Genomic DNA, 26346 nt, shown 5'->3' with positions numbered 1-26346 from the left:
GCGTCCTCCTCGCTTATCAAGAAGCAAAAAAGCGCGCGCGCCCAAAGCGGGCGCGCGCGTCACAGCCAGAAACGGCTGGGTTTTCAGTGAACGTCCTTCCAGTATTCGCGCTTGAGCAAATAGGCAAACACGAAGAAGAAGGCAAGGTAGAGCAGCACGTAGGTACCGATGCGCTGGCTCTCCAGCTTCACGGGGTTAGCCGAGTAGGCCAGGAAGGTCACCAGGTTCTTGACCTTCTCATCGAACTCCGACTCGCTCAGCTTGCCGGTTTTCGGGACCACGGTCAGTTGATCGCATGCCTCGTGGGTGATCGGCGTACCGGTCAGCGGATCGAACTGCTTCTTGCCGTTATCGACCACTTGTACCTGCTTGCAACCGATCACCTGGCGACCTTGGAGAGGTGCCAGGACGTTCGGCATACCGACGTTCGGGAAGGTCTTATTGTTGACGCCCCACGGACGGGCCGGGTCTTCATAGAAAGTGCGCAGGTAGGTATACAGCCAGTCATTGCCACGCACGCGGGCAACCAGTGTCAGGTCCGGCGGAGCGGCACCGAACCAGACCTTGGCATCAGCAGGCTTCATGCCGATCTTCATGTGGTCGCCGATCTTGGCGCCGGTGAAGACCAGGTTTTCCAGCATCAGCTCTTCCGGAATACCCAGGTCTTTGGCAACGCGCTCATAACGCTGGAACTGAGCGCTATGGCAGCCCATGCAGTAGTTGGCGAACGTACGCGCGCCATCCTGCATGGCGGCCTTATCGGTCAGATCGATGTCGACCTTGTCCAGCTCGACATGACCACCCGCAGCAAAGGCGAAGACTGGCAGTGCAGCGAGAATCAATGCAGCGAAATGCTTTTTCATCAGCCATTCACCCTTTCCGGAACCGCTTTGGTCTTTTCCATCCTGGTGTAGAACGGCATCAGGATGAAGTAGGCGAAGTACAGGAACGTGCACACCCGCGACAACAGGGTACGCTCAGGGGTCGGAGCCAGAACGCCGAGCACACCGAGGATGACGAAGGAGATGCAGAACACCAGGAGCCAGATCTTGCTCAACCAGCCCTTGTACTTCATGGACTTGACCGGACTGCGATCCAGCCACGGCAGCACGAACAGGATGGCGATGGCCGCACCCATGGCGATAACACCCATGAGCTTGTCCGGAACCGCACGCAGGATGGCGTAGAACGGGGTGAAGTACCACACCGGAGCAATGTGCTCAGGCGTCTTGAATGCGTTGGCCACTTCGAAGTTGGGCTTCTCGAGGAAGTAACCGCCCATCTCCGGGAAGAAGAACACAACGGCACAGAAGACGAACAGGAACACCACCACACCGACGATGTCTTTCACGGTGTAGTACGGATGGAACGGAATGCCATCCAGCGGCACGCCGGCTTCGTCCTTGGTCTTCTTGATATCCACACCCAGCGGGTTGTTCGAACCTACTTCGTGCAGTGCCAGGATGTGCAGCACGACCAAGCCGAGCAGCACGATCGGCAGAGCGATCACGTGCAGGGCAAAGAAGCGGTTCAGGGTAATACCGGAAATCAGGTAGTCACCACGGATCCACTGCGTCAGGTCATCGCCGATCACCGGGATGGCACCGAACAGGGAAATGATCACCTGGGCCCCCCAGTAGGACATCTGGCCCCACGGCAGCAGGTAGCCCATGAAGGCTTCCGCCATCAGCGCCAGGTAGATCAGCATGCCGAAGATCCACACCAGCTCGCGCGGCTTCTGGTACGAGCCATAGAGCAGACCGCGGAACATGTGCAGGTAGACCACGATGAAGAACGCCGAGGCCCCGGTGGAGTGCAGGTAGCGAATGATCCACCCGTACTCCACGTCGCGCATGATGTACTCGACGGAGGCGAAGGCCTCTTCGGCGGACGGCGTGAAGCTCATGGTCAGCCAGATGCCGGTGAGGATCTGGTTGACCAGCACCAGCAGTGCCAGCGAACCGAAGAAATAGAAGAAGTTGAAGTTCTTGGGGGCGTAGTACTTGGACAGATGGTCTTCCCACATCTTGGTCGCGGGGAAGCGCGCATCGACCCAATCCATGAATTTGCTCATCAGGCTTTCTCCTGGTCCACACCGACGACGATTACATCATCCGACTCGTACGAGTGCGGCGGCACCGGCAGGTTCAAGGGCGCGGGCTGCGACTTGTAGACACGGCCGGCCAGGTCATAGCGGGAACCGTGGCAAGGGCAGAAGTAACCACCCACCCACTCCGGCCCCAGATCGGCCGGAGCCACTTCTGGACGGAAGGAAGGAGAACAGCCCAGGTGAGTGCACAGACCGACCAGCACCAGGATTTCCGGCTTGATCGAGCGCACCTTGGGGTCCACATATTCGGGCTGGACCGATTTCTGAGACTCCGGATCGGCCACGCTCGGGGCGATCTTTTCCAGATTGCTCAGGATTTCCTCGGTGCGGCGCACGATGAAGACAGGCTGACCACGCCATTCGGCCACCATCTGCTGGCCCGGCTCGATCTTGCTGACATTCACCTTCACCGGTGCACCAGCGGCCTTCGCCTTGGCACTGGGGAACCATGACCCCACGAACGGAACCGCAGCACCTACCGCTCCGGCAGCACCCACCACTGAAGTGGCTGCCACCAGGAAGCGACGCCGGCCTGCATTCACGCCGTCATTGCTCATTCAGTCGTCTCCCATCAGCTTTGTGGCCTGTTGTTCAGGCCTCTAAGTAAAAATTCGAGCCGCGCAAAAAATTCGCCAAATGGTAAAGAAAAGCCCCTTTTCTGACAAGGTAATAACTTATTTCAGAACCGGTCCAAGCCTTGTACCACGGGGCGTCCAGCGATGCGGCAAGTTGTCGCAGACATATTTTGCGCCCATAAAAAACGCCCAGCTCCAAAGGAGACTGGGCGTTTTTGAAGGTAGCAGCGAATTAACGCTTGGAGTACTGCGGACGCTTACGCGCTTTACGCAGACCAACCTTCTTACGCTCGACTTCACGGGCATCGCGAGTAACGTAGCCAGCCTTGCGCAGCGAACTGCGGAAGCTCTCGTCGTACTCGATCAGCGCACGGGTGATACCGTGACGGATCGCACCGGCCTGGCCGCTGACACCGCCACCGATGACGGTGACGTACACGTCGAACTTCTCGACGGTCTCGGTCAGTTCCAGCGGCTGGCGAACCACCATGCGGGCAGTTTCACGGCCGAAGAACTTGTCCAGGCTGCGGTTGTTGATGGAGATGTTGCCAGTACCCGGACGCAGGAAAACGCGTGCGGTTGCAGTCTTGCGACGGCCAGTGCCGTAGTTTTGAGTCGCCGACATAATGAACTATTCCGTTAAATCTTCAGTTCTTGGGGCTGCTGAGCGGTGTGCGGGTGGACGGAACCCTTGTACACCTTCAGCTTACGGTACATGTCGCGACCCAGCGGGTTCTTCGGCAGCATGCCCTTGACCGCGGTCTCGATCACGCGCTCGGGCGCCTTGGCGATCAGCTTTTCGAAGTTGATCGACTTGATGCCACCCGGGAAGCCGGAGTGGGAGTAGTACATCTTGTCGGTGGTCTTGGCACCGGTGACGCGAACCTGCTCGGCATTGATCACGACGATGTAGTCGCCGGTATCCACGTGCGGAGTGTATTCAGGCTTGTGCTTGCCACGCAGGCGGCTAGCGATTTCAGTGGCCAGACGACCCAGGGTCTGACCCGCAGCGTCGACGACATACCAGTCGCGCTTGACGGTTTCCGGTTTAGCAGTAAAAGTCTTCATTCGTTATAGCCTCAGGGGCCGCCCTGAAAATAAGACGGCGGATCTTACTGAATAGTGCTTGCTTTGACAAGGTCAAAGGCAGCCGGAAACAGACGCTGTCGGGGGCTCGGGTCAGCGCGTCCGCTACGGCGGGGTTCGGTAGGCTAGGCATCCCCTACCTGTTTTTTCGAACGGGCTAGGCATCCCCGTCGAGAAAGTCGCGGAATTATGCCGATTGCTACGAAAATAGCAACCTGCTTTGATGGGCGTTTTCCCAATGTCCGAGGAGAAGCAGGATGGAATTTCGACGTCTGGGGCACACCGACATCCAGGTCAGCGCACTCTGCCTGGGCACCATGACCTGGGGCGAGCAGAACACGGAAGCCGATGCCTTCGCTCAGATCGACCGAGCGAAATCCGCAGGTATCAATTTCATCGATACCGCCGAGATGTATCCGGTGCCGCCGCGAGCCGAAACCTACACCACCACCGAACGCATCATCGGCAACTACTTCAAAAGCCGCGGTAATCGCGCCGAGTGGGTGCTGGCGAGCAAGGTCGCCGGGCCTGGCAACGGTATCGACTACATTCGCGGCGGCAACCCCAAACACAATCGCGAGCACATCGTCGCCGCGCTGGATGCCAGCCTGAAGCGCCTGCAGACCGACTGGATCGATCTTTACCAGTTGCACTGGCCGGAGCGCAGCACCAACTTCTTCGGCCAGCTCGGCTATCGCCACCGGGAAGAGCGCTTCACCCCACTGGAGGAAACCCTGGAAGTGCTCGACGAACAGGTCAAGGCCGGCAAGATCCGCCATATCGGCCTGTCCAACGAAACGCCCTGGGGAACCATGACGTTTCTGCAACTCGCCGAGAGCCGTGGCTGGCCCCGTGCGGTTTCGATCCAGAATCCCTACAACCTGCTCAACCGCACCTTCGAGGTCGGCCTGGCGGAGATCGCCATGCGCGAGCAATGCGGGCTGCTGGCCTATTCCCCGCTGGCGTTCGGCATGCTCTCCGGTAAGTATGAGAACGGCGCGCGCCCGGCCAACGCGCGGCTGACCCTGTTCAGCCGCTTCCAGCGCTACAACAACCCGCAAAGCGTGGCGGCGACCAGTCGCTACGTAGCGCTGGCCCGCGCCCACGGGCTCGATCCGGCCCAGATGGCGCTGGCCTTCGTCACTCGCCAGCCCTTCGTGACCAGCAATATCATCGGCGCGACCAGCCTGGAGCAGTTGGAAAGCAACCTGGCCAGTGCCGAGTTGAAACTGTCGGACGAGGTTTTGACCGCCATCGAGGCGATCCACGTAACCCAGCCCAATCCGGCGCCCTGAGCCCTATAGCAGTTCACCCTGCCGAGGCGCCTTGCCGGCGTCCCGTCGTGACGCGAGCCGATCCGCCAGCCGGGTCGGCTCGGGCAGGCGATAGCGGGTCAGGCAGTCCATTACCAGGCTCGGCGCACTCGCCAGGCTGACCCGGTTGCCCGGCGAAACGATCAGCGGGCGCACCCCGTCCTTGCTGCGCAGCACCGTACCGATCACTTCGCCCTTCTCCAGCAGGTCGACCCTGTCGCCCCGCTGAAGCCCCAGTTCTTCGTGGTTGCCCGTCAGAATCTTCTTCGCCACGCCGATGGTCGGTAGTCCTGTCACCACGCCCAGGTGTGCGGCGATTCCCAGGCGCCGGGGATGGGCGATCCCATGGCCATCGACGAAGATCAGGTCCGGAACCGCCGGCAGTTCACCCAGCGCCTGCAACAGCGCAGGCAGTTCGCGGAAAGACAACAGCCCCGGCACATAAGGCATGCGAGTGGGAATCCTGGCCAGGCTGGTGGCGATCGGCGCCAGGGTGTGGGCATCCAGCAGGACGGCCGCCGCCCGGGTCACGCTCCCTCCTTCTTCGAACCCGACATCGAGCCCGGCCAGCAGATGCAGCGGCGGATAGTCGTCGACCAGCCGGACACGCTCGGCCAGCTCCTTCTGCAACGCCCGCGCACCAGCGATGCTGCCGTCCCAACCGGCGAAAGGTTCGATCTGCGTGAGGGGTGTGGTCATGCCTGGCCTGTGCTCCCGAAATCCAAAGCATTGGACGGGCACACTACCGGCAGGTTCGTCGCGAGAACAGCCTGCCGGCGCCTAGCCGCACCGGCAGGATCGACCCCATCACAACGATCGGGCGATGATTTCCTTCATGATCTCGTTGGTGCCGGCATAGATCCGCTGCACCCGCGCATCGGCCCAGGCCCGCGCGACCGGGTACTCCCACATGAAACCGTAGCCACCGTGAAGCTGCACGCACTCGTCGAGCACCTTGCACTGCAGATCGGTTCCCCAGTACTTGAGCATCGCCGCGGTCGGCACATCCAGCTTGCCGGCAAGGTGCAATTCCAGGCAACGGTCGACGAAGACTCGCCCGACCTGGATTTCGGTCGCCATCTCCGCCAGTTTGAAGCGGGTGTTCTGGAAATCGGCGATGGCCTTGCCGAACGCCTTGCGCTCGCGGGTGTAGTCCAGTGTCCATTTCAATGCCGCCTCGGCCGAAGCCAGAGCCCCGACCCCCACCGTCAGCCGTTCCTGGGGCAGCTCCTGCATCAAGTAAGCGAAGCCCATCCCTGCCTGACCGAGCAGGTTTTCCTTGGGTACACGGACGTCTTGGAAGAACAGCTCGGAGGTGTCCTGCGCCTTCATGCCCACCTTTTCCAGGCGCTTGCCCTTGGCGAAGCCTGGCGTACCCGCCTCCACTAGGAACAGGCTGGTGCCCTTGGCGCCGGCCTTGGGGTCGGTTTTCGCCACGACGATTACCAGGTCGGCCAGGTAGCCGTTGGTGATGAATGTCTTCGAACCGTTGATGACGTACTCGTCGCCATCCAGGACGGCGGTCGTCTTCACGCCTTGCAGGTCGGAGCCGGCGCCTGGCTCGGTCATGGCGATAGCAGTGACCAGCTCGCCGGATACCATCCGCGGCAAGTATTTCTGCTTCTGCGCCTCGGAGCCGTAATGCAGGACGTAGGGCGCGACGATGTCGGAATGCAGGGAGAAACCGATGCCGGTAAGACCGAGCCGGCTGATCTCCTCGATCACCACGGCGCTATACAGGAAGTCGGCCCCCATGCCGCCGTATTCCTCGGGGATGTGCGAGCAGAGCATCCCCGCCTCGCCGGCCTTGTTCCATAGCTGGCGATCGATATGACCGTCCTTCTCCCATTGGTGGTGGTAGGGAACCGCTTCCTGTTCGAGGAATTTACGCACGCTGTCGCGGAAGAGTTCGTGGTCCGAACTGAACAGGGTTCTTGGAATCATGATGGGGCACCTGATGGCTGTCTTGGCTGGGCACGACTGTAGGCCAAGCAAACGCTCGGTCGCACTGGACACATGCGACAAAAAATAAGACGATCCAGCCGCTAATTGACCGCTTCACCCTCGACAAGAATAAAAATCATGCCCATCAGACCATCCGCCACCCTGCGTCGCGTCAGCATCCTGGCCACCGAGGGCGTCTTCGCCTCCACCCTGATGCAGGCGAAAGATTTCTTCCACATGGCCAGCCTGCGCTACGGCAAGCAGCAAGGCCTCGGTCTCACGCCCGCCTTCGAGATCCACCTGGTCAGCCCGGATGGCCAGCCCGTGCGCAGCTTCAGTCATGTGCAGGTGCCCGTGGACGGCCCGCTGGACGAGGCGGACGTGATCCTCCTGCCCGCCTTCTGGGGCGACTTCGACGCGCTCTGCATGCGTTATCCACAGGTCCTCGATTGGTTGCGTGAGCGGCACGCGGCCGGCAGCACCCTTTGCGGCGAAGCCACCGGCGTGTTCTGGATGGCCCAGGCCGGTCTACTCGATGGCAAGGAGGCCACCACGTACTGGCGCTTCTTCCGCGAATTCGCCGAACGTTTCCCCCAGGTGCTGCTGAACACCGAGAAGCACCTGTCGGATGCCGACAATCTCTACTGTGCCGGCGGCGTCACCTCGGTCTGCGACCTCTACATCTACCTGATCGAACGCTTCTGCGGCGCGGGCGTCGCCCAGGGCGTGGCACGCGATATCCTCTACGAAGTACAGCGCAGCTATACGCCCGGCCGGATCGGCTTCGGCGGGCAGAAGCTGCACCAGGACGTGACCATCCTGCAGATTCAGCAATGGCTGGAGGAACACTACGCCGACAAGTTCCGCTTCGAGGACGTGGCCCGCGACCACGGCATGAGCATCCGCAACTTCATGCGCCGCTTCCAGGCCGCCACAGGCGACAAGCCGCTGCACTACCTGCAACGGTTACGCATCGAAACAGCCAAGAGCCTGCTTTCCTCGACGCGCAAAAGCATCAAGACCATCAGTTACGAAGTGGGTTACGACGACGCGAGCTTCTTCGCCCGCCTGTTCCGTCAGCACACGGAGCTATCGCCCAACCAATACCGACGCCAGTTCCAGCAAAAGGACACCGCCGCCTGAGCCGGGCTACAGAACCAAGGATGGGTTGGCTGGCCCGGGTACCGCCCTATGATCGGACCCGTTCCTAACAACAAGAACAGGTCCGTGCCATGCGTTGCTATCTGCTTGCCCTGCTGATGCTCTTCAGCGTCGGCGCCGTTGCCGATCCCTCGTGGAAACCCTTCCCTTACGACCAGAGCGCCTACGACTATTCCGGCGACAAGCTGCGTGAAGCCTGGCCGCGCCTGACCCGTGGCTTCGGCGACTATCCCTTCCCGGATGCCGACTGGGTCATCGAGACGGCCACCCATAATCCCAAGGCCCTGGAGATGACCGTAGCCGGCGGTACCGGCTTCACCGGCAAGCCGGAGGAAGCCGAAGCCTATGCGGCCAAGCTGCAGGACGTCTGGCGCCTGCTGTTCCGTGGCGATTTCGCCCAGGCCAAGGAGCAAGGCCTCGCGCTGGGCGTTGGCGGGCAGGTCCCGGCGATGTTCGCCCAGGTGCTCTACGCCATGTTCCTGGCGCCGACCCAGGAGGAGAAACATCGCCTGCTGGAAGAGGTCATCGAGTACACCGACCAGGCCGGCGAACTGGTCCAGGCCGATATCGTCGCCATGTTCGGCCGGGTCTATGCCAAGGCCCGCCTCGGTGAAGAGCTGTCAGTTCCGGTGGTACTCAAGCGTGGCTACACCAGCCAGATTCCCAAGGAACTGGACGCCCTCCTCGCCCGCCAACCGCAGCAGCCTTTCGCTCTGGCCCTGTATGGCGGCTACGAAGCCGGAGTGATCCGCAAAGTGGGCAAGATGGTCGGCCGGATGACCTACGGGGTCAGCGCGGACAAGATGGAGCTGTACTTCAACCGCTCCTTCAAGCAGGCCGACGACCTGCCCATCGGCCACTACGAATACGCCAATGCCCTCACCTACGTGTATGGGGACGACGAGCAGAAAAAGGTCTTGGAGCACCTGAAGCGCGCCGTGGCGATCAAACCGATCAGCGCCATGGAGGCCCTGGAAGTGGCTCACGCGCAGAAGCTGCTGAAAACGCAGGAGCAGTTGGCGCGGAACTGAGCGCTTCGCCCCTCGGAAACGAAAAAGCCCGACGGGCTTCGCCGGGCTTTGCTGTTCGCCAACAAGCTCTTACGGCTTGTGCGGCCGCGACAAGAATTCATGCGACTGCATTTCGAGCAGACGGCTCAGCGTACGCTGGAACTCGAACTCCAGACGGCCACCGGCATAGAGGTCTTTCAGCTCGACTTCGGCGGAGATGATCAGCTTGACGTTGCGATCGTAGAACTCGTCGACCAGGTTAATAAAACGACGCGCCATGTCGTCCTTGGTCGCGTTCATCTGCTCGACGTTGCTCAGCAGTACGGCGTGGAAGATCTTGCCCAGCTCGATGTAGTCGTTCTGGCTGCGTGGGCCATCGCACAGCTCTCGGAAATCGAACCAGGCGACGTCGTCACCCACCCGACGCGCAACGATCGGACGGTTCTCGATCATCAGCGTTTCGTTTTCCTCGATGCCGCAGTGCTCCGGCAGCAGGCTCTTGAAACTCTTTTCCAGGCTGGCCTCGGCCTCTTGGCCCAGCGGCCAATGAAACAGCTCGGCCTGTTCGAGCGCGCGCAGGCGGTAATCGACGCCGCTGTCGACGTTGACAATCTCGGTGTGTTCCTTGAGCAGGGCGATCGCCGGCAGGAAGCGGGCGCGCTGCAGGCCGTCCTTGTACAGGCCGTCCGGCACGATGTTGGAGGTCGCCACCAGGCTCACGCCGTTCTTGAACAGCTCGTCCAGCAGGGTGGCCAGGATCATGGCGTCGGTGATATCGGAAACGAAGAATTCGTCGAAGCAGATCACCCGCGCCTCGTCGGAAAAGCGCTTGGCGATGATGGTCAGCGGGTTCTTCTCGCCCTTGAGGGTTTTCATTTCCTCGTGGACGCGCTTCATGAAGCGGTGGAAGTGGGTCCGCATCTTCTCCTTGAACGGCAGGGCCTCGAAGAAGGTGTCCACCAGATAGGTCTTGCCGCGACCGACACCGCCCCAGAAGTACAGCCCCTTGACCGGCCCTTCGCGGCGCTTGCCGAGCAGTTTGCCGAACAGGCCCGGCTTGCTCTGGGACTCGGCCAACAGGTCCTCGTACAGGCGCTGCAGGTGACGCACGGCGTTTTCCTGCGCGGCGTCATGGAAGAAATCGGGACGTTTCAGGTCGGCCTGATAGCGCTCAAGGGGGGTCATGGCGGGGTCGGGGTAGTGAAACGGGGCCGACACTTTAGCCGCGCCCTCCGCTGTTGGCAATGTGCTGAGATCGTTCAAGATGGCCGCCCTTCGTTAGATGGTTCCGGAACAGCATGCCAGAGCCGCTGCTACAGTTTTTTGATAGCGCAGCGGCGGCAGTGTTCCCGGTTTTATTGCTCGGCCAGGCCGGCGATGGCGTCGCGCAAGCGCAACATCGCCGCGTCGCGCGCGTCCGGATCGGCATAGGCCGGGCTGTCGGCCAGGCATTGGCCATCCATCCACAGGGTGAACTGGTCGCCTTCGTCGGCCCGCAGCTCCAGCGCATCGGCGCCCTGGGCCACGAGCTGCTGGCTGATGGCGCCCGCCGCCTTGGGATCGGCGAACGGGCGCGACAGCAGCAGTTCCTCGCCATCGGCGGCGAGGAAACGGAAGCGGAACGTGCCGTCTTGCTCGCGGAAGCTGACGAACCGGGCGCTCTTGCCGGACTTCTTCTTCGCCGGACCGCTGGCCTGTACGTCGCTGCGGAACGAGCGCAACCCCACGGCCTCACGCAGTTCGTTGAGGAACGGCGAGGCGATCTTACGCGCCTTCGCAGCCCCGGCCAGCAGAATGTCTTCCAGATCGGACGGTTTCTCGATCAAGGCGTGATAGCGCTCGCGAGCCTCGCCCAGTTCGCCGTCGAGCAATTGGAACAGGCGCTGCTTGGCTTCGCCCCAGGCCAGGCCGTCGAGCAGTTCCTGACGGAACCCGGCCGTCTGCTCCGGCGTGGCGAATGCCTGGTACAGGGTGAACAGGTGGGCGCTGTCCGGGTCCTTGGGCTCGCCCGGCGCGCGGGAGTCGGTAACGATGCGGGCGATGGCCTCCTTGAGTTGCTTGGCGCTGCCGAACAGCGGGATGGTGTTGTCATAGCTCTTCGACATCTTGCGCCCGTCGAGGCCCGGCAGGGTCGCCACGCTTTCTTCGATCACGGCTTCAGGCAGGGTGAAGAACTCCTTGCCCTTGCCGAACAGGTGATTGAAGCGCTGGCCGATATCGCGGGCCATTTCCACATGCTGGATCTGGTCACGCCCGACCGGCACCTTGTGCGCGTTGAACATCAGGATGTCCGCCGCCATCAGCACCGGGTAGCTGAACAGGCCCATGGTCACGCCGGCGTCCGGGTCCTCTCCGCTTTCCAGATTCTTGTCCACCGCCGCCTTATAGGCGTGAGCACGGTTGAGCAGCCCCTTGCCGGCAACGCAGGTGAGCAGCCAGGTCAGCTCCGGAATCTCGGGAATGTCCGACTGGCGGTAGAAGGTCACGCGGTCAGTGTCCAGGCCGCAGGCCAGCCAAGTGGCAGCGATCTCCAGGCGCGAGCGCTGGATGCGCTGCGGATCGTCGCACTTGATCAGGGCATGGTAGTCGGCGAGGAAATAGAACGAGTCGGCCTGCGGATCGCGGCTGGCGAGGATCGCCGGACGGATGGCGCCGGCGTAGTTGCCGAGGTGCGGAGTGCCGGTGGTGGTGATGCCGGTGAGGATACGCGTGGTCATGTCGGTTCACTTATTCGCGGTACGGCGGATCGGGCTGCAAGCTGGCGGAAACGGTCCGGGCCTGGTCGTCCCAGGCCCTCCTGGTTACAGGCGAGGCAGCACCAGATCCTTGAGGTCGGTCAGCTTGCCATGAAAAAAGTGGCCGCATTCTGCCACTTTCAGCAGCTCATGGGGACGATCCAGTGCCTCGCTCCAGGCATAGACGGTTTCCGGCGGAACCACTTCGTCGCTATCCGGCTGGATGACGGTGAGTGCGGCCTGGCGGGACAGCGGGACATCGTCCTTCAGGCGGGATACCGCCGGGGCGACCATGAACAGCCTGTCCACTGCCCCGCCCTGGCCCTCCAGGCGACCGGCCAGGCTGGCGGCGACGAAACCGCCGAAGGAGAAACCGAGCAGGACAAGCGGCAGATCGGGGTGCCGGGCCTGCAGCCAGCGGGCGGCGGCTTCGGCATCGTCCACCTCGCCGCTACTCATGTCATGGCTGCCGGCGCTCGCGCCAACACCGCGGTAGTTGAAGCGCAAGGTCGTGTAGCCGGCATCGCGGGCGGTGCGTTGCAGGGTGGAAACCACCTTGTTCAGCATGGTGCCGCCCTGGACCGGGTTGGGGTGACAGATCAGCGCCAAGCCGCGCGCCTCGGGCACATCGAGATAAAGCGCTTCGAGCGCCCCGCAGGGACCTTCGAGCGTCTGGGAAACTTCACGCATGAGCAAACGGGAAAACTCCGTGACCCCGGATCGGGTCGACTCGTCTTGGTTAAGCCTCGCGCGACTCGACTTGATGACGAGTGGCGCAGGCGCCTGGGCTCCGGGAGCCCACAAGTGACCTGCACGTCACGACACCCGATGGAGCATCGCGGTATACAGCGCAGGTTAGAGCCGTTAACGTAAAGCAAAGCCGTTTATAGAGGAAGGACTCGTGGAACAGACGCTCACGGCCTGGTTGCTACCAGCCCTCACCCTGCTCGCCGGCATCGCCATCGGTTTCGTGGCGGCGCGCCTGATGCCCAACGCCGCGCCCAACCGGACGCAGCGCCAACTGGACGAACTGCAGGAACGCTTCGATACCTACCAGAGCGAAGTGGTCACCCACTTCAAGACCACCGCCGGCCTGGTGAAGAAGCTGACCCAGAGCTACCAGGAGGTTCAGGAGCATCTCTCCGAAGGTGCCAAGAACCTGGCCCTGGACGAACTGACCCGTCAACGTCTGCTCGCTGCCCTGCAGGCGGACGAAGACTACCGCAGCCCACGGGAGCGCCTGAAGCCGCCGGCCGGCACCGAAGCCCCGAAGGATTATGCACCCAAGAGCGGAGACGCCCCCGGCACGCTCGACGAAAGCTTCGGGTTGAAAGGCAAGTCCTGACCTTCACCACCGAACAGAGCCCCGGTCCCGACCGGGGTTTTTTCATTTCACCCGCCCGCCATGGCTGACCGGAACTTGTATTCGAGCGCCCGCCTCGAAAGAAAATCGACAGTTCCCGGCAGGCGCCCATGACCCCGATCGGCTACCACGCCTCACACGAACAATTCTCCCCCAGCGAACTGCTGCGCCATCTCCAAGCGGCCGCCGAAGCCGGATTCGCCAGCGGGATGTGTTCGGATCATTTCCATCCCTGGAGCGAAAAGCAGGGACATAGCGGTTTCGCCTGGGCCTGGCTCGGCACCGCACTGCAGGCTACGCCGCTGGACCTGGGCGTGGTCAATGCGCCGATCTTTCGCTATCACCCTGCCTTGATCGCCCAGGCAGCCGCCACGCTCACGGAAATGTTTCCGGGACGCTTCTGGCTTGCGGTGGGCAGCGGGGAGGCGATCAACGAGGGAATTCTCGGCCGCCATTGGCCGCTCAAGGAAACCCGCAACGCCATGCTGCGCGAAGCGGTGGATATCATTCGCGCACTCTGGAATGGCGAAGAGGTCACTCACCACGGGTTGATTACCGTCGAGCGGGCACGCCTTTACAGCCTGCCAGACGAAGCGCCCCGGTTGTTCGCCGCGGCCCTGACTCTGGAGACGGCCCGCTGGGCCGGCGAATGGGCAGATGGGCTGATCACCGTTTCCAGCGAACCGGAGGCCCAGCAGCGCCTCATCGATGCGTTCCGCGAGGGCGGTGGCGAAGGCAAGCCGCTGTACCTGCAGGTCAAGCTCTCCTATGCCGCCGACGAGGCCACGGCCCTGGCCGGGGCGCATGACCAATGGCGCACCAACGCGCTACCCGGCGAGCTGTCGCAGAACCTGTGCCATCCCCGGCAGTTCGAACTGGCCACCGCGCACCTGCGACCGGAGGACATGCACCGGTCGGTGCGCATATCGGCCAGCCCGGCTCGCCACCTGGACTGGCTGCAAGGCGATATCGAGCAAGGTTTCGATCGCCTTTACCTGCACAACGTCAATCGCGAACAACGCACCTTCATCGAGACTTTTGCGAGCGAGGTGCTTCCGCAATTGCGCTAGCGATGGTGGCGCCGACCTCGGTAGGTGCGAAGATCGAGCCCACCCGCAACCAGCAATAGCCATACGCCTCCAAGTCGACGACCAGTTCCCCGTCCGCCGAGGCATCGTGGGGTTTTCGCCGCAACAGATCGAAGCAGTGCTGCCCCGCCAGCGCCTGGTCCTGAATGCGGACCGTGCAAGGCCGGTCTTCCAGGTTATGCACGCAGACTACCCGCCCGCTGTCGAAATAGAACGTCTCCGCCAGCACACCCGAGCCGCCATCGCACTCCAGTACCTCGTGTTGGCCGAGCCCCAGTTCGGGACAGGCACGACGCACCTCGATCAACCGGCGCACCCAATGCAACTGGGAGTTCGGGTCCAGCCACTGGGCGGTGACATTGACCTTATCGAACGCGAATGGGCCCTTCTCCAGCACCGGGCGCGTCAGACACTTGCGCGGAGCCTTGGAGAAGCCGGCGTTGGCCTCGTCCGACCACTGCATGCAGGTGCGGACCGGGTAGCGATCAGGAAGGGACAGGTCCTCGCCCATACCGATCTCGTCGCCATAGAACAGCATCGGCGAACCGCTGCGGCTGAACAGCAGGCTGAGCGCCAGGCGGATGCGCGCCTGGTTGCCGTCGAGCATGCCGGCCAGGCGGCGGCGCAGGCCACGGCCGTAGATCTGCATCGACGGATCGGGGGCGAAGGCCTGGAAGATTTCCTGGCGCTCTTCCTCGTTCAACCATTCGAGGCTGAACTCGTCGTGGTGACGCAGGAAGTTCAACCATTGGGTTCCCGGCGGCAGGTCCGGCAGCAAATCGGAAAGCTGGCAGATCGGCCCGACGTCCTGGCGGGCGAGCGCGAGGAATATCCGCTCGGCCCCGAGGAAGTTGAAGAGCTGGTTGAGTTCGTCGCCGTTGCCGAAGAACTCACCGAGCTTGTCCGGCGCCACATTGGCCTCCCCCAACAGCACGGCCCCCGAACCATAGCGCACCGCATGCCGACGCAGTTTGCGCAGGTACTCGTGGGGATCGTCGAAGTGCTGGGCCGGTCCCTTGGGCCAAATCAGGAACGGTGCGGCATCGACACGGAAACCGGACACCCCCAGCGCCAGCCAGAAGCCGAGGATGCGCCGCACCTCGTCGCGAACCGCCGGATGCCCATGATTGAGGTCGGGCTCGAAGTCATGGAAACGATGGAAGTAATACTCTCCAGTCGCCTCATCGTATTTCCAGACGCTGTCGTAGCGATCCGGAAATACCAGCTTGTCGCGCTGGTGGTCCTTCGGCTCCCGTTCCCAGATGTAATAGTCGCGGAATGGGGAATCCTTCGATTGCCGGGCGGCCTGGAACCAGGGGTGCTGGTCGGAGGTATGGTTCACCACCAGATCCATTAGCACGCGGATACCGCGTACCTTGGCCTCGTCGAGGAACTCGGCGAAATCGCCGAAGCTGCCGAAGCGCGGATCGATACCGTAGTGATCGATCACGTCATAGCCATCGTCCTGTTCGGACGAGGGATGGAAAGGCATCAGCCAGAGGCAGTTGATCCCCAGTTGGCGCAGGTAATCCAGGCGCGAAGTGAGCCCGGGAAAATCACCGATACCGTCATCGTTGGAATCGTAGAAGGTCGCCACATCCACTTGGTAGGCAACCGCGTTGTCGTACCAGACATCGTTCGCTTCCATAGTCCTCTCGCTCAGAGGCGCTACCACCGCCTCGATAGGCTTCACTAGCTTTGGTCGCCAGCCGGAGCCCGAGTTCCGAAGCCGGAGCAAATGCCGCCAACCGGTCGGAACCTTTCCCGGCTCCTTCGCGTCCCCATGCATAGGTTCATGAGCAGCTACGGAGCGACGATGACTATGCAGCAACCTCTCTGGTGGCAGTCCGGGATCATCTACCAGATCTATCCCCGCTCGTTCATGGACAGCAACGGCGACGGCATTGGCGATCTGCGGGGCATCCGCAGCCGGCTGGACTATCTGGAGTGGCTGGGTGTGGATGCCGTCTGGCTATCGCCCATCTATCCGTCGCCGATGGCCGACTTCGGTTACGACGTGTCCAACTATGTGGATATCGATCCGCAATTCGGCAGCCTGTCGGACTTCGATGCCTTGCTGGCGGATGTACATCGGCGCGGCATGAAGCTCGTTCTCGATTTCGTGCCCAACCACAGCTCGGATCAGCACCCGTGGTTCCAGGAGTCGCGCCGCTCGCGGGACAACCCGAAGAGCGACTGGTACATCTGGCGGGACCCCGCGCCCGATGGCGGACCACCGAACAACTGGTTGTCCAATTTCGGCGGCAGCGGCTGGACCTACGACGAAGCCCGCCAGCAGTACTACTACCATGCGTTCCTCAAGGAGCAGCCCGACCTCAACTGGCGCAACTCGGAAGTGCAGGACGCCATGCTCGAGCAGATGCGTTTCTGGCTCGAACGCGGCGTGGACGGTTTCCGGGTCGACGTGATCTGGCACCTGATCAAGGACGAGGATTTCCGCAACAACCCGGAGAACCCGGACTACCGCCCCGATGCCGGATCGCACAAGCGCCTGCTGGCCACCTACACCACCGACCGACCGGAAGTGCACGACGTCATCCGCAAGATGCGCCAACTGCTGGACAGCTATGACGAGCGGATGATGGTCGGCGAGATCTACCTGCCGGTGGAACGCCTGGTGACCTACTACGGCGCCGGTGGCGACGGCGTGCACCTGCCGTTCAATTTCCAGTTGATCCTGCTGCCCTGGCAGGCCGAAACCATCCGCCAGGCGGTGGACCATTACGAAGCCGCCCTGCCGCCCCACGGCTGGCCGAACTGGGTGCTCGGCAACCACGACAACCACCGCCTGGCCAGCCGCTTCGGCACCGAGCACAGCCGCATCGCCGCAATGCTGCTGCTGACCCTGCGCGGCACTCCGACCCTCTATTACGGCGACGAGATCGGCATGATCGACGTGACCATCCGCCCGGAGCAGGTACAGGACCCGTTCGAGAAGAACATTCCCGGCCTGGGCCTGGGGCGCGACCCGGAACGTACCCCGATGCAATGGGACGGCAGCGCCAACGCCGGTTTCACCAGCGGCACATCCTGGCTCCCCGTCGCCCCGGATTACCGGACGACCAACGTGGCGGTGCAGCAGGAAGATCCGTCATCCGTCCTGACGCTGTACCGCGAGTTGATCCAATTGCGCCGCCGTGAAGCTGCGCTGAGCGTTGGCCGATACCGCAGCTTCTGCACACCGCCGGGTGTGCTGGGCTACATGCGCGAATGGGGCAATCGCCGACTGCTGGTACTACTGAATTTCCAGCCCTGCGAACAGCGGATCGATCTGGAGATGCTGGGGGGTGAAATCCTGCTGTCCAGCCATCCTGGCCGGCACGAACGGGAGGTGAAGGAGCACTGCCTGCTGCGCCCCCACGAGGGTCTGATCATCGCCCTCCAGGAAACCGAGACACCCTGAAACGAAGATGCCCTCGCGGCCTGGACCGCGAGGGCATCGGGTACGTCGAACGCGCGTCAGATGGCGCCGCGATTACGCAACAGGTCGAGTACCTGCTTGACGCCCTCTTCCACCGAAACGCTCTGGGTGTCGATCACCAGATCGGCGTCCAGCGGCACATCGTAGGCGAAGGACTCGCCCGGGATGTTGTCCTTGCCGGCCGCGTAGAGGCCCTGAGGATCGCGCTCCCGGCAGACCTGCGGAGAGGCCTGGACGTAAACGGTGATCAGGCGTTCGGCACCGATCAACGCCTTGGCCTGCTCGCGGCCTTCCGCATCCGGCGCGACGAAGGCGGCCAGGGTCAGCAGACCGGCTTCGTTGAACTGCTTGGCCACATGGGCGGCGCGCAGCCAGTTTTCCTTGCGTCCGGCGCGGTCCTGCGGCAGCCCCTTGTTCAGGTCGTGGCGCAGGTTCTGCCCATCGAGGACGTAGACCGCACGGCCCATGTCGAACAGCTTGCGCTCGACGGCATAGGCCAGGGTGCTCTTGCCCGCGCCGGACAGGCCGCTGAACAGCACCGTCGCTGGCTGTTGGCCGAAGCGGGCGGCGCGTTCCTCGGTGGAGACGTGGGCCAGCTTGCCGTGGTGGCCGCCACTCTGGGCGCCCACCGGATCGGCGATGATCATGCCGGCACCAACGGTGCCGTTGGTCAGGCGATCGATGACAATGAACGCCCCGGTGGTGCGGTTGTACTCGTATCCGTCCAGTGCGATCGGTGCGTCCAGCGCGACTTTCACCCGGCCGATCTCATTCAATTGCAGACTGCTCGCCGACCCCTGCTCCAGGGTATTCACGTCGACACGATGGACGATGCTTGGAATCGAGCCCGGCACGTAGCTGGTGGCGCGCTTGATGTCGTATTTCTTGCCAGGCAGCATCGGCTCCTCGGCCATCCACACGAGCATGGCCTCGAAGCTGTCGGTTACCTGCGGGCGGTTGTCGGCATGCACCAGCATGTCGCCACGGGAAACGTCGATCTCGTCTTCCAGGGTCAGGGTGATGGCTTGGCCGGGACCGGCCTGCTCCAGCTCGCCCTCGAAGGTCACGATGGACTTGATCCGGCTGCTCTTGCCCGACGGCAGCGCCACCACTTCGTCGCCCTTGTGCACGATGCCGCTCGCCAGGGTGCCGGCGAAGCCGCGGAAGTTCAGGTTCGGCCGGTTGACGTACTGCACCGGGAAGCGCATGTCGTTGAAATTGCGATCGCCGGCGACCTCGACGGTCTCCAGGATTTCCATGAGCGACTGCCCCTCGTACCAGGGCGAACGCTCGCTCTTGTTGACCACGTTGTCGCCTTTCAGGGCGGACATCGGCACGAAATGCAGGGTGGTCGGCTTGAGCTGGATGCCTTCGGCGAACTTCAGGTAATCCGCCTTGATCTGCTCGAAGACGCCCTGGTCGAAGTCTTTCAGGTCCATCTTGTTGACGGCGACGACGATGTGCTTGATGCCCAGCAGCGAGGCGATGAAGCTGTGCCGCCTGGTCTGGGTCTGCACACCGTAGCGGGCATCGATGAGGATGATCGCCAAGTCGCAGGTGGACGCACCGGTGGCCATGTTGCGCGTGTACTGCTCGTGCCCGGGGGTGTCGGCGATGATGAACTTGCGCTTGGCGGTGGAAAAATAGCGATAGGCCACGTCGATGGTGATGCCTTGCTCGCGCTCGGCCTGCAGGCCATCCACCAGCAGCGCCAGGTCGACGTCGTCACCGGTGGTGCCGACCTTCTTCGAATCGCGGGTGATGGCTTCCAGATGATCCTCGTAGATCATCTTCGAATCGTGCAGCAGGCGGCCGATCAGGGTGCTCTTGCCGTCATCGACATTGCCGCAGGTGAGGAAGCGCAGCAGTTCCTTGCGCTCGTGCTGGGCCAGGTAGGCGAGGATGTCCTCGCTGATCAGATCGGATTGGTGACTCATTCTTCGTAAGCTCCAAGCTGCAAGCTTCAAGTGGCAAGCCAAGCGCGCAGCTAACCTGAAATTCTGTTGATCAACCCGCGCAACATTCTGGAAAGTTCGCGCGATTCCTCTATCCACTCGGTTGCAAGCGTCGCTGGCAGATAGCCAATGTCGCTGCCAATCATCAGCTGCGTTCGCAACTCCGCGCAGGAGCCCATGGCGATACGCAGGTAATGGCATTTCTCCCAGCCTGACCCCCGTTCCATACCCTCGGCGATATTGCTGGGAACGGAGAGCGCCGAACCGCCGATCTGGTCCCTGAAAACGAAGTCCCGGCAATCGGCCAATTCCTTGAATACCCCAACCGCCAACTGCCTGGCCCTTTGCCAGACTTCAAGCCTCTCGAAATCCATCCTCGCTGACTCCATTCAGCTTGAAGCTTGTCGCTCGCAGCTTGCCGCTTAAAAGTATCCCTGGCGTTTCTTTTCTTCCATCGAGCCGGCCTGGTCGTGATCGATCACGCGGCCCTGGCGTTCGGAGGTCTTGGTCAGGAGCATTTCCTGAATGATTTCCGGCAAGGTGGTCGCGGTGGATTCCACGGCACCGGTCAGCGGGTAGCAGCCAAGGGTACGGAAACGCACCATCTTCTTGGTGATGCTGGCCTTCTGCTCGGGGGTCAGGTATTGCAGGATGCGCTCGTCGTCGATCATCACCAGGGCGCCGTTGAGCTCCACCACTTCGCGCTCTGCGGCGAAGTACAGCGGTACGATCGGGATCTGCTCCAGGTAGATGTATTGCCAGATGTCCAGCTCGGTCCAGTTGGACAGCGGAAAGACGCGGATCGACTCGCCCTTCTTCACTTTGCCGTTATAGACGTTCCACAGCTCTGGACGCTGGTTCTTCGGGTCCCAGCGGTGCTTGCTGTCGCGGAAGGAGTAGACGCGCTCCTTGGCGCGGGACTTCTCCTCGTCGCGGCGGGCACCGCCGAAGGCAGCGTCGAAGCCATATTTGTCCAGTGCCTGCTTGAGGCCCTCGGTCTTCATCACGTCGGTGTGCTTGGCACTGCCGTAGGTGAAGGGATTCATGTCCTGCGCCACACCATCGGGGTTGATGTGGGTGATCAGGTCAAGGCCCATCTCACTGACCATCTTCTCGCGGAAGCGGTACATGTCCTGGAACTTCCAGCGGGTATCCACGTGCAGCACGGGGAACGGCAGCTTGCCCGGAAAGAATGCCTTGCGCGCCAGGTGCAACATGACGGCGGAATCCTTGCCGATGGAGTACAGCATCACCGGGTTGTCGAATTCGGCGGCCACCTCACGGATGATGTGGATGCTTTCCGCCTCCAGCTGTTTCAGATGCGTCAGTTTGTCGACCATGGCTACTCACGGATTTGCTTGTTGTACGGCCGGCGGGCCGAGGACGAGGGCGCACTCTAGCACAGCGCTGTCTTCTAATCAGGCCGCTGCTTAGACCGGAATGATCTAGATTTATAGCTGTCCTTACACGGGGTTTGGGCAATCGACGAACAAATGTTCGATGGCAAAACGCCGCGCCAGATAGTCGCCCAACGCCTGCACGCCGTAGCGTTCGGTCGCGTGATGGCCGGCGGCGATGAAGCTGATGCCGTTTTCCCGCGCCGCGTGAACCGTGGGCTCGGACACCTCGCCAGTGAGATAGGCATCCACTCCGGCAGCGACGGCTTGGTCGATGTAGCCCTGTGCCGCCCCGGTACACCAGGCGATCCGGCGGATCGGCCCTTCGCCGTCGATCAGCAGGGGTTCTCGCCCCAATGCCTCATGCACCCGACGAGCGAAATCACGCGGCGCCAAGGGCTCCGCCAGCGCACCGACCAGCCCGACCGAACGAGGATTGTCCGGCTCCAGCGGCCCCTCGACGATCAGATCCAGCACCCTGGCCAACTGCACGTTGTTGCCGACCTCGGGGTGGACGTCCAGCGGCAGGTGATAGGCGAGCAGGCTGATGTCGTGGTTGAGCAGGGTCTTCAGGCGCCGCTGCTTGATACCGACGACGCAGGGATTCTCGTTCTTCCAGAAATAACCGTGGTGCACCAGGACCACATCGGCATCCGCCTCGACCGCCGCATCCAGCAGGGCCTGACTGGCGGTCACGCCGCTGACGATGCGGCGCACCTGCGGCCGCCCTTCGACCTGCAGCCCGTTCGGGCAGTAATCCTGGATGCGCGCCGCCGTGAGATAGCGGTCCGCTTCCTCCACCAGGGTGCTCAGCGCAATGGCCATGGCGACTCCTTTATTTAACAGCGCCCTCGTATAATGGCCGCCACCTTAAGGGCACCCTCCCGCCCCCGCAACCCCAAGGATTTTCTCTCGATGCTCAAGGCCCTGCGCTTTCTCGGTTGGCCCCTGCTGGTTGGCGTGCTGCTGGCACTCCTGATCATCCAGCGCTATCCGCAATGGGTCGGCCTCCCGCATCAGGAAGCACAGGTACGCCAGGCACCGATTTCGCTGCTGCCCCAGCAAGGGCCGGTTTCCTATGCCCAGGCGGTCAGCCGGGCCGCACCGGCGGTGGCCAACCTCTACACAGCCAAGGTCGTCACCCGCCCGAGCCATCCCTTGTTCGAAGACCCGGTGTTCCGCCGTTTCTATGGCGAACGCAGCCTGCCGCGCCAACGCCGCATGGAGTCGAGCCTCGGTTCTGCGGTGATCATGAGCCCGGAGGGCTATCTGCTGACCAACAACCACGTCACCGCCGACGCCGACCAGATCGTGGTGGCACTGAAGGATGGCCGTGAGACCCTGGCGCGCGTGATCGGCAGCGACCCGGAAACCGACCTGGCGGTCCTCAAGATCGACCTCGAGAATCTTCCCGCCATCACCCTCGGCAGCTCCGACAACATCAGCATCGGCGATGTCGCCCTGGCCATCGGCAACCCCTTCGGCGTGGGCCAGACCGTGACCATGGGCATCATCAGCGCCACCGGACGCAACCAGCTCGGGCTGAACACCTACGAAGACTTCATCCAGACCGACGCGGCGATCAACCCCGGCAATTCCGGTGGTGCCCTGGTGGATGCCCGCGGCAACCTCATCGGCATCAACACGGCGATCTTCTCCAAGTCCGGCGGTTCGCAGGGCATCGGCTTCGCCATCCCCGCCAAACTGGCGATGGAAGTGATGCAGGCGATCATCGAACACGGCCAGGTCATCCGTGGCTGGCTGGGGATCGAGGTGCAGCCGCTAACGCCGGAGCTGGCCGAATCCTTCGACATGGAAGGGCGCCCGGGCATCGTCGTCGCCGGCATCTACCGCGATGGTCCGGCGGAGCGCGCCGGCCTGCAACCGGGCGACCTGATTCTCAGCATCGACGGCGAACCCGCCAATGACGGCCGTTCATCGATGAACCAGGTAGCCAGGACACGTCCCGGCGAAGTCATCGACATCGACGTGATGCGCAACGGCAAAGAGCTGAAACTTCAGGCGGAAGTGGGCGTGCGGCCTCCCGTCAGCAGCACGCCCGAGTGATATCACCCTGAATCCCTGCCGCGAAATACCCAACCATTTCACACAGGGAACTCGGGCAACCTCACATCGAAACTTGCGATCGTCCCTGTACGGTGTCCGTCGCCCCGCTCTCACGAGGAGCGCCGGCTCGACCATCCGTATAGGGAGATTCCACAATGAAAGCGACGATCCTTCTCTCCGCCGTCACCCTGGCTTTCGCCACGGTGGCCCATGCGCAACCCCGCGCCTTGAACGATCAAGCCTCGATCATCGACGCCCTCGACAAGGGTAAGCGTGTCGCCGTGACCATCGATCTCAGACGCTGCACACCCAGCAACGAAGGGCAGGCGGCTTCGCAAACAGTGGGTGGCCTGACCAGCATCGAGTCCTACCGGGTCGTCGATTCGACTCTGTCGTTCGCCGATACCCACGTCACCGTGTCCAGCCAGGGCAAGCCGATCAACCAGATCCTGCGCTATCGCGTGCGCCAGGATGGCTCCATCACCTTCACGTCCACCATTTTCAACCTGCCCGACTACAGCCTGGTCAACCAGGTTTCGTTCGAATGCGCCATCGGTAACGGTGTGGGCTTCATCGCGGCGAAATGATGCTTCCCCACCGGGGCGCGCCCTGGTGGGGACTTCTCAGGCTCTCAGACCAGACCTTTCAACGCATCGAGCAATGCCTGGTTCTGCTCCGGCGCACCGATGGTAATGCGCAGGAACTGGGCGATCCGCGCCTGCTTGAAGTGGCGCACGATAACCCCCTGCTCGCGCAGTGCCGCCGCCAACTGGGCGGCGTCCCTCCCCGGATGACGGGCGAAGACGAAATTGGCCGCCGATGGCAACACCTCGAACCCAAGGTCCTGCAACCCGGCCACCACCGCCTCGCGGCTGGCGATGACCTGCCGGCAGGTCTGCTCGAAATAGTCCCGATCCTCGAAGGCCGCCGCTGCGCCGGCGATCGCCATGCGGTCCAGCGGGTAGGAGTTGAAGCTGTTCTTGATCCGCTCCAGCGCCTCGATCAAGTCCGCATGTCCTACCGCCAGACCGACCCGCAATCCGGCCAGAGAGCGCGACTTGGAGAGTGTCTGGGTGACCAGCAGATTCGGATAGCGGTCCACCAGTGTGATCGCCGTCTCGCCACCGAAGTCGATGTAGGCCTCGTCCACCAGCACCACGCTGTCCGGATTGGCCTGCAGGATGCGTTCGATGGCTGCCAACGGCAGCAGGCAACCGGTTGGTGCGTTTGGGTTCGGGAAGACGATGCCGCCATTCGGCCGTGCATAGTCTTCGGCTCGAATCTGGAATTGCTCATCCAGCGGCAAGGCTTCGTAGTCGATACCGTATAGCCCGCAATAGACCGGATAGAAGCTATAGGTGACGTCCGGGAACAGCAGCGGCTTGCCGTGCTGGAACAAGCCATGGAAGGCATGCGCCAGCACCTCGTCCGACCCATTACCGACGAAGACCTGGCTGGTCTGGACGCCGTAATAATCAGCCACGGCCTGCTTCAGCCGCTCGCCGTTCGGATCGGGATACAGGCGCAGGCTGTCGCCCAGCTCGGCCTGCATGGCGGCGATCGCCTTGGGCGAGGGGCCGTAAGGGTTCTCGTTGGTATTGAGCTTGACCAGCTTGGCCAGCTTCGGCTGTTCACCCGGCACATAGGGCACCAGGTCCTTGACGAAAGGGCTCCAGAATTTGCTCATCTGCCCTTCTCTCCTCGAATACGTTGCATGGACTGATGGGTATCACTAGGCGCTCCCACCGGCTTGAAGCTTGCCGCTTGAAGCTTGCTGCTAGTTCTTGATGCGGTACTCGGCGCTACGCGCGTGAGCCGTCAGCGACTCGCCACGGGCCAGCACCGACGCGGTCTTACCCAATGCGGAAGCCCCATCGGCCGAGCAGAAGATGATCGACGAGCGCTTCTGGAAGTCGTAAACCCCCAACGGCGACGAGAAGCGGGCGGTCCCCGACGTCGGCAGCACGTGGTTCGGTCCGGCGCAGTAATCGCCCAGCGCTTCGGCGGTGTAGCGCCCCATGAAGATCGCACCGGCATGGCGGATCTGCGGCAGCCACTGCTGCGGGTCGGCTACGGATAGCTCAAGGTGTTCAGGCGCGATGCGGTTGGCTACCTGGATCGCCTGGGCCATGTCGGCCACCTGGATCAAGGCACCGCGGCCTTCGAGGGACGTGCGGATGATCTCGGCGCGCTCCATGGTCGGCAATAGCTTGCCGATGCTCTCGGCGACCCGGTCGAGGAATTCCGCATCCGGGCTGACCAGGATCGCCTGGGCATCCTCGTCGTGCTCGGCCTGGGAGAACAGGTCCATGGCGATCCAGTCCGGATCGGTCTGCCCGTCGCACACGACGAGGATTTCCGAAGGCCCGGCGATCATGTCGATGCCAACCTGGCCGAACACGTGACGTTTGGCGGTAGCCACATAGATGTTGCCCGGACCGACGATCTTGTCCACCTGGGGCACGCTCTCGGTGCCATAGGCCAGCGCAGCCACGGCCTGGGCGCCACCGATGGTGAAGACCCGGTCGACCCCGGCGATGGCGGCGGCAGCCAGCACCAGCTCGTTCACTTCGCCACGTGGCGTCGGCACCACCATGACGACCTCGGCGACACCGGCGACCTTGGCCGGAATGGCGTTCATCAGCACCGACGAGGGATAGGAGGCCTTGCCGCCCGGCACGTAGAGGCCGGCACGGTCCAGCGGGGTGACCTGCTGGCCGAGGACGGTACCGTCGGCCTCGGTGTAGGTCCAGGAGTCCTGCTTCTGCTTCTCATGGTAGCTGCGCACCCGCGCGGCGGCGCTCTCCAGTGCCTCGCGCTGCGCCGGGGTGATCCGGGTCAACGCCAGTTCCAGGCGTTCGCGCGGCAGGATCAGATCGGCCATGGAGGCGACTTGGAGTCCGTCGAACCGCTGGGTGAACTCGACCAGGGCCGCGTCGCCGCGCTCGCGCACCGCCTGGATGATATCCAGCACGCGCTGGTTGACCGCTTCGTCCGACACGCTCTCCCAGGACAACAGATGATCCAGATGACGCGCAAACTCCGGATCGGCAGCGTTGAGACGGCGGATGGTGATTGGAGCGGTCATAGCGTGGCCTCA

Annotated in this window: 25 protein-coding genes; 8 read left to right on the top strand and 17 right to left on the bottom strand. The window is 62.6% G+C overall.

Going from position 1 to position 26346, the window contains the following annotated elements:
- Window positions 1-83: 83 nt before the first annotated feature.
- The 5 genes from PIN01S_RS15450 to rplM all read right to left on the bottom strand — a co-directional run bounded on the left by PIN01S_RS15450 (window position 84) and on the right by rplM (window position 3753).
- Window positions 84-863: a cytochrome c1 gene (locus PIN01S_RS15450; protein ID WP_084336586.1), complete on the bottom strand. Its 780-nt coding sequence runs from the start codon at window positions 861-863 to the stop codon at window positions 84-86.
- Window positions 863-2074 (bottom strand): cytochrome b, encoded by a 1212-nt coding sequence (locus tag PIN01S_RS15445; protein WP_084336584.1) that lies wholly within the window; start codon window positions 2072-2074, stop codon window positions 863-865. Before PIN01S_RS15445 ends, PIN01S_RS15450 begins: the two co-directional genes overlap by 1 nt.
- Window positions 2074-2667, bottom strand: coding sequence for a ubiquinol-cytochrome c reductase iron-sulfur subunit (gene petA / locus PIN01S_RS15440; RefSeq protein WP_084336582.1), 594 nt, complete (start codon window positions 2665-2667; stop codon window positions 2074-2076). Before petA ends, PIN01S_RS15445 begins: the two co-directional genes overlap by 1 nt.
- Before the next feature lie 250 nt (window positions 2668-2917).
- Window positions 2918-3310, bottom strand: coding sequence for a 30S ribosomal protein S9 (gene rpsI / locus PIN01S_RS15435; RefSeq protein ID WP_084336580.1), 393 nt, complete (start codon window positions 3308-3310; stop codon window positions 2918-2920).
- Window positions 3311-3324: 14 nt separating this feature from the next.
- On the bottom strand, window positions 3325-3753 hold the full coding sequence (gene rplM / locus PIN01S_RS15430) for a 50S ribosomal protein L13 (RefSeq protein WP_084336578.1): 429 nt from the start codon (window positions 3751-3753) through the stop codon (window positions 3325-3327).
- Between the two features lie 275 nt (window positions 3754-4028).
- Here rplM and PIN01S_RS15425 point away from each other — a divergent pair, with 275 nt between their 5' ends.
- Window positions 4029-5066: an NADP(H)-dependent aldo-keto reductase gene (locus PIN01S_RS15425; protein ID WP_084336576.1), complete on the top strand. Its 1038-nt coding sequence runs from the start codon at window positions 4029-4031 to the stop codon at window positions 5064-5066.
- Between the two features lie 3 nt (window positions 5067-5069).
- Here PIN01S_RS15425 and nfi read toward each other — a convergent pair whose 3' ends face one another.
- Together nfi and PIN01S_RS15415 are read right to left on the bottom strand one after the other, a co-directional pair.
- Entirely contained in the window at window positions 5070-5783 is a 714-nt protein-coding gene (gene nfi / locus PIN01S_RS15420) for a deoxyribonuclease V (protein ID WP_084336574.1), read from the bottom strand.
- Between the two features lie 108 nt (window positions 5784-5891).
- The gene (locus tag PIN01S_RS15415; RefSeq protein ID WP_084336572.1) at window positions 5892-7028 is read right to left on the bottom strand and encodes an acyl-CoA dehydrogenase family protein; all 1137 of its coding nucleotides are present in this window, start codon (window positions 7026-7028) and stop codon (window positions 5892-5894) included.
- Between the two features lie 237 nt (window positions 7029-7265).
- On the opposite strand from PIN01S_RS15415, the gene PIN01S_RS15410 reads away from it, so the two are divergent.
- Together PIN01S_RS15410 and PIN01S_RS15405 are read left to right on the top strand one after the other, a co-directional pair.
- Complete coding sequence (locus tag PIN01S_RS15410; RefSeq protein WP_169715837.1) at window positions 7266-8171, top strand: GlxA family transcriptional regulator; 906 nt, start codon at window positions 7266-7268, stop codon at window positions 8169-8171.
- An 89-nt stretch (window positions 8172-8260) separates the two neighbouring features.
- Window positions 8261-9220 carry a hypothetical protein gene (locus PIN01S_RS15405; protein ID WP_084336569.1) on the top strand — a complete coding sequence of 320 codons (960 nt, stop codon included), beginning with the start codon at window positions 8261-8263 and terminating at the stop codon, window positions 9218-9220.
- 69 nt (window positions 9221-9289) lie between these two features.
- On the opposite strand, the gene zapE is transcribed toward PIN01S_RS15405, so the two are convergent.
- The 3 genes from zapE to PIN01S_RS15390 all read right to left on the bottom strand — a co-directional run bounded on the left by zapE (window position 9290) and on the right by PIN01S_RS15390 (window position 12738).
- On the bottom strand, window positions 9290-10384 hold the full coding sequence (gene zapE / locus PIN01S_RS15400) for a cell division protein ZapE (protein ID WP_084336568.1): 1095 nt from the start codon (window positions 10382-10384) through the stop codon (window positions 9290-9292).
- Between the two features lie 170 nt (window positions 10385-10554).
- Window positions 10555-11916, bottom strand: coding sequence for a tryptophan--tRNA ligase (locus PIN01S_RS15395; RefSeq protein WP_084336567.1), 1362 nt, complete (start codon window positions 11914-11916; stop codon window positions 10555-10557).
- Window positions 11917-12000: 84 nt separating this feature from the next.
- Window positions 12001-12738, bottom strand: coding sequence for an alpha/beta hydrolase (locus tag PIN01S_RS15390; protein WP_139198568.1), 738 nt, complete (start codon window positions 12736-12738; stop codon window positions 12001-12003).
- A 97-nt stretch (window positions 12739-12835) separates the two neighbouring features.
- Between PIN01S_RS15390 and PIN01S_RS15385 the strand changes: the two genes are divergently transcribed.
- Together PIN01S_RS15385 and PIN01S_RS15380 are read left to right on the top strand one after the other, a co-directional pair.
- On the top strand, window positions 12836-13279 hold the full coding sequence (locus PIN01S_RS15385) for a Z-ring associated ZapG family protein (RefSeq protein WP_084336565.1): 444 nt from the start codon (window positions 12836-12838) through the stop codon (window positions 13277-13279).
- 128 nt (window positions 13280-13407) lie between these two features.
- Window positions 13408-14367, top strand: coding sequence for a TIGR03885 family FMN-dependent LLM class oxidoreductase (locus PIN01S_RS15380; protein ID WP_084336564.1), 960 nt, complete (start codon window positions 13408-13410; stop codon window positions 14365-14367).
- Here PIN01S_RS15380 and PIN01S_RS15375 read toward each other — a convergent pair.
- Window positions 14324-16033, bottom strand: a complete 1710-nt coding sequence (locus tag PIN01S_RS15375) for an alpha-amylase family protein (protein WP_084336563.1) — start codon at window positions 16031-16033, stop codon at window positions 14324-14326. The genes PIN01S_RS15380 and PIN01S_RS15375 overlap by 44 nt on opposite strands.
- A 168-nt stretch (window positions 16034-16201) precedes the next feature.
- On the opposite strand from PIN01S_RS15375, the gene PIN01S_RS15370 reads away from it, so the two are divergent.
- Window positions 16202-17809 carry an alpha-amylase family glycosyl hydrolase gene (locus PIN01S_RS15370; protein WP_212633081.1) on the top strand — a complete coding sequence of 536 codons (1608 nt, stop codon included), beginning with the start codon at window positions 16202-16204 and terminating at the stop codon, window positions 17807-17809.
- Window positions 17810-17865: 56 nt separating this feature from the next.
- Here PIN01S_RS15370 and cysN read toward each other — a convergent pair whose 3' ends face one another.
- The 4 genes from cysN to PIN01S_RS15350 form a co-directional block, all read right to left on the bottom strand.
- The gene (gene cysN, locus PIN01S_RS15365) at window positions 17866-19764 is read right to left on the bottom strand and encodes a sulfate adenylyltransferase subunit CysN (RefSeq protein ID WP_084336561.1); all 1899 of its coding nucleotides are present in this window, start codon (window positions 19762-19764) and stop codon (window positions 17866-17868) included.
- Window positions 19765-19814: 50 nt separating this feature from the next.
- The gene (locus PIN01S_RS15360; RefSeq protein ID WP_084336560.1) at window positions 19815-20156 is read right to left on the bottom strand and encodes a four helix bundle protein; all 342 of its coding nucleotides are present in this window, start codon (window positions 20154-20156) and stop codon (window positions 19815-19817) included.
- Window positions 20157-20204: 48 nt separating this feature from the next.
- Window positions 20205-21122, bottom strand: coding sequence for a sulfate adenylyltransferase subunit CysD (gene cysD, locus PIN01S_RS15355; protein ID WP_084336559.1), 918 nt, complete (start codon window positions 21120-21122; stop codon window positions 20205-20207).
- A 123-nt stretch (window positions 21123-21245) separates the two neighbouring features.
- Window positions 21246-22004: a Nif3-like dinuclear metal center hexameric protein gene (locus PIN01S_RS15350; protein ID WP_084336558.1), complete on the bottom strand. Its 759-nt coding sequence runs from the start codon at window positions 22002-22004 to the stop codon at window positions 21246-21248.
- 90 nt (window positions 22005-22094) lie between these two features.
- Between PIN01S_RS15350 and algW the strand changes: the two genes are divergently transcribed.
- Together algW and PIN01S_RS15340 are read left to right on the top strand one after the other, a co-directional pair.
- The gene (gene algW, locus PIN01S_RS15345; RefSeq protein WP_084336557.1) at window positions 22095-23246 is read left to right on the top strand and encodes a Do family serine endopeptidase AlgW; all 1152 of its coding nucleotides are present in this window, start codon (window positions 22095-22097) and stop codon (window positions 23244-23246) included.
- A gap of 155 nt (window positions 23247-23401) precedes the next feature.
- Window positions 23402-23833 carry a VirK family protein gene (locus PIN01S_RS15340; protein WP_084336556.1) on the top strand — a complete coding sequence of 144 codons (432 nt, stop codon included), beginning with the start codon at window positions 23402-23404 and terminating at the stop codon, window positions 23831-23833.
- A 44-nt stretch (window positions 23834-23877) separates the two neighbouring features.
- On the opposite strand, the gene hisC is transcribed toward PIN01S_RS15340, so the two are convergent.
- The gene (gene hisC, locus PIN01S_RS15335; protein WP_084336555.1) at window positions 23878-24933 is read right to left on the bottom strand and encodes a histidinol-phosphate transaminase; all 1056 of its coding nucleotides are present in this window, start codon (window positions 24931-24933) and stop codon (window positions 23878-23880) included.
- A gap of 90 nt (window positions 24934-25023) precedes the next feature.
- Window positions 25024-26334: a histidinol dehydrogenase gene (gene hisD, locus PIN01S_RS15330; RefSeq protein ID WP_084336554.1), complete on the bottom strand. Its 1311-nt coding sequence runs from the start codon at window positions 26332-26334 to the stop codon at window positions 25024-25026.
- Window positions 26335-26346 lie beyond the last annotated feature (12 nt).

The sequence above is a fragment of the Pseudomonas indica NBRC 103045 genome (assembly GCF_002091635.1).
Taxonomy (GTDB): Bacteria; Pseudomonadota; Gammaproteobacteria; order Pseudomonadales; family Pseudomonadaceae; genus Pseudomonas_M; species Pseudomonas_M indica.
The sequence above is the reverse complement of the archived record's forward strand: the minus strand, read 5'-3'. Positions and strand labels throughout refer to the sequence as shown.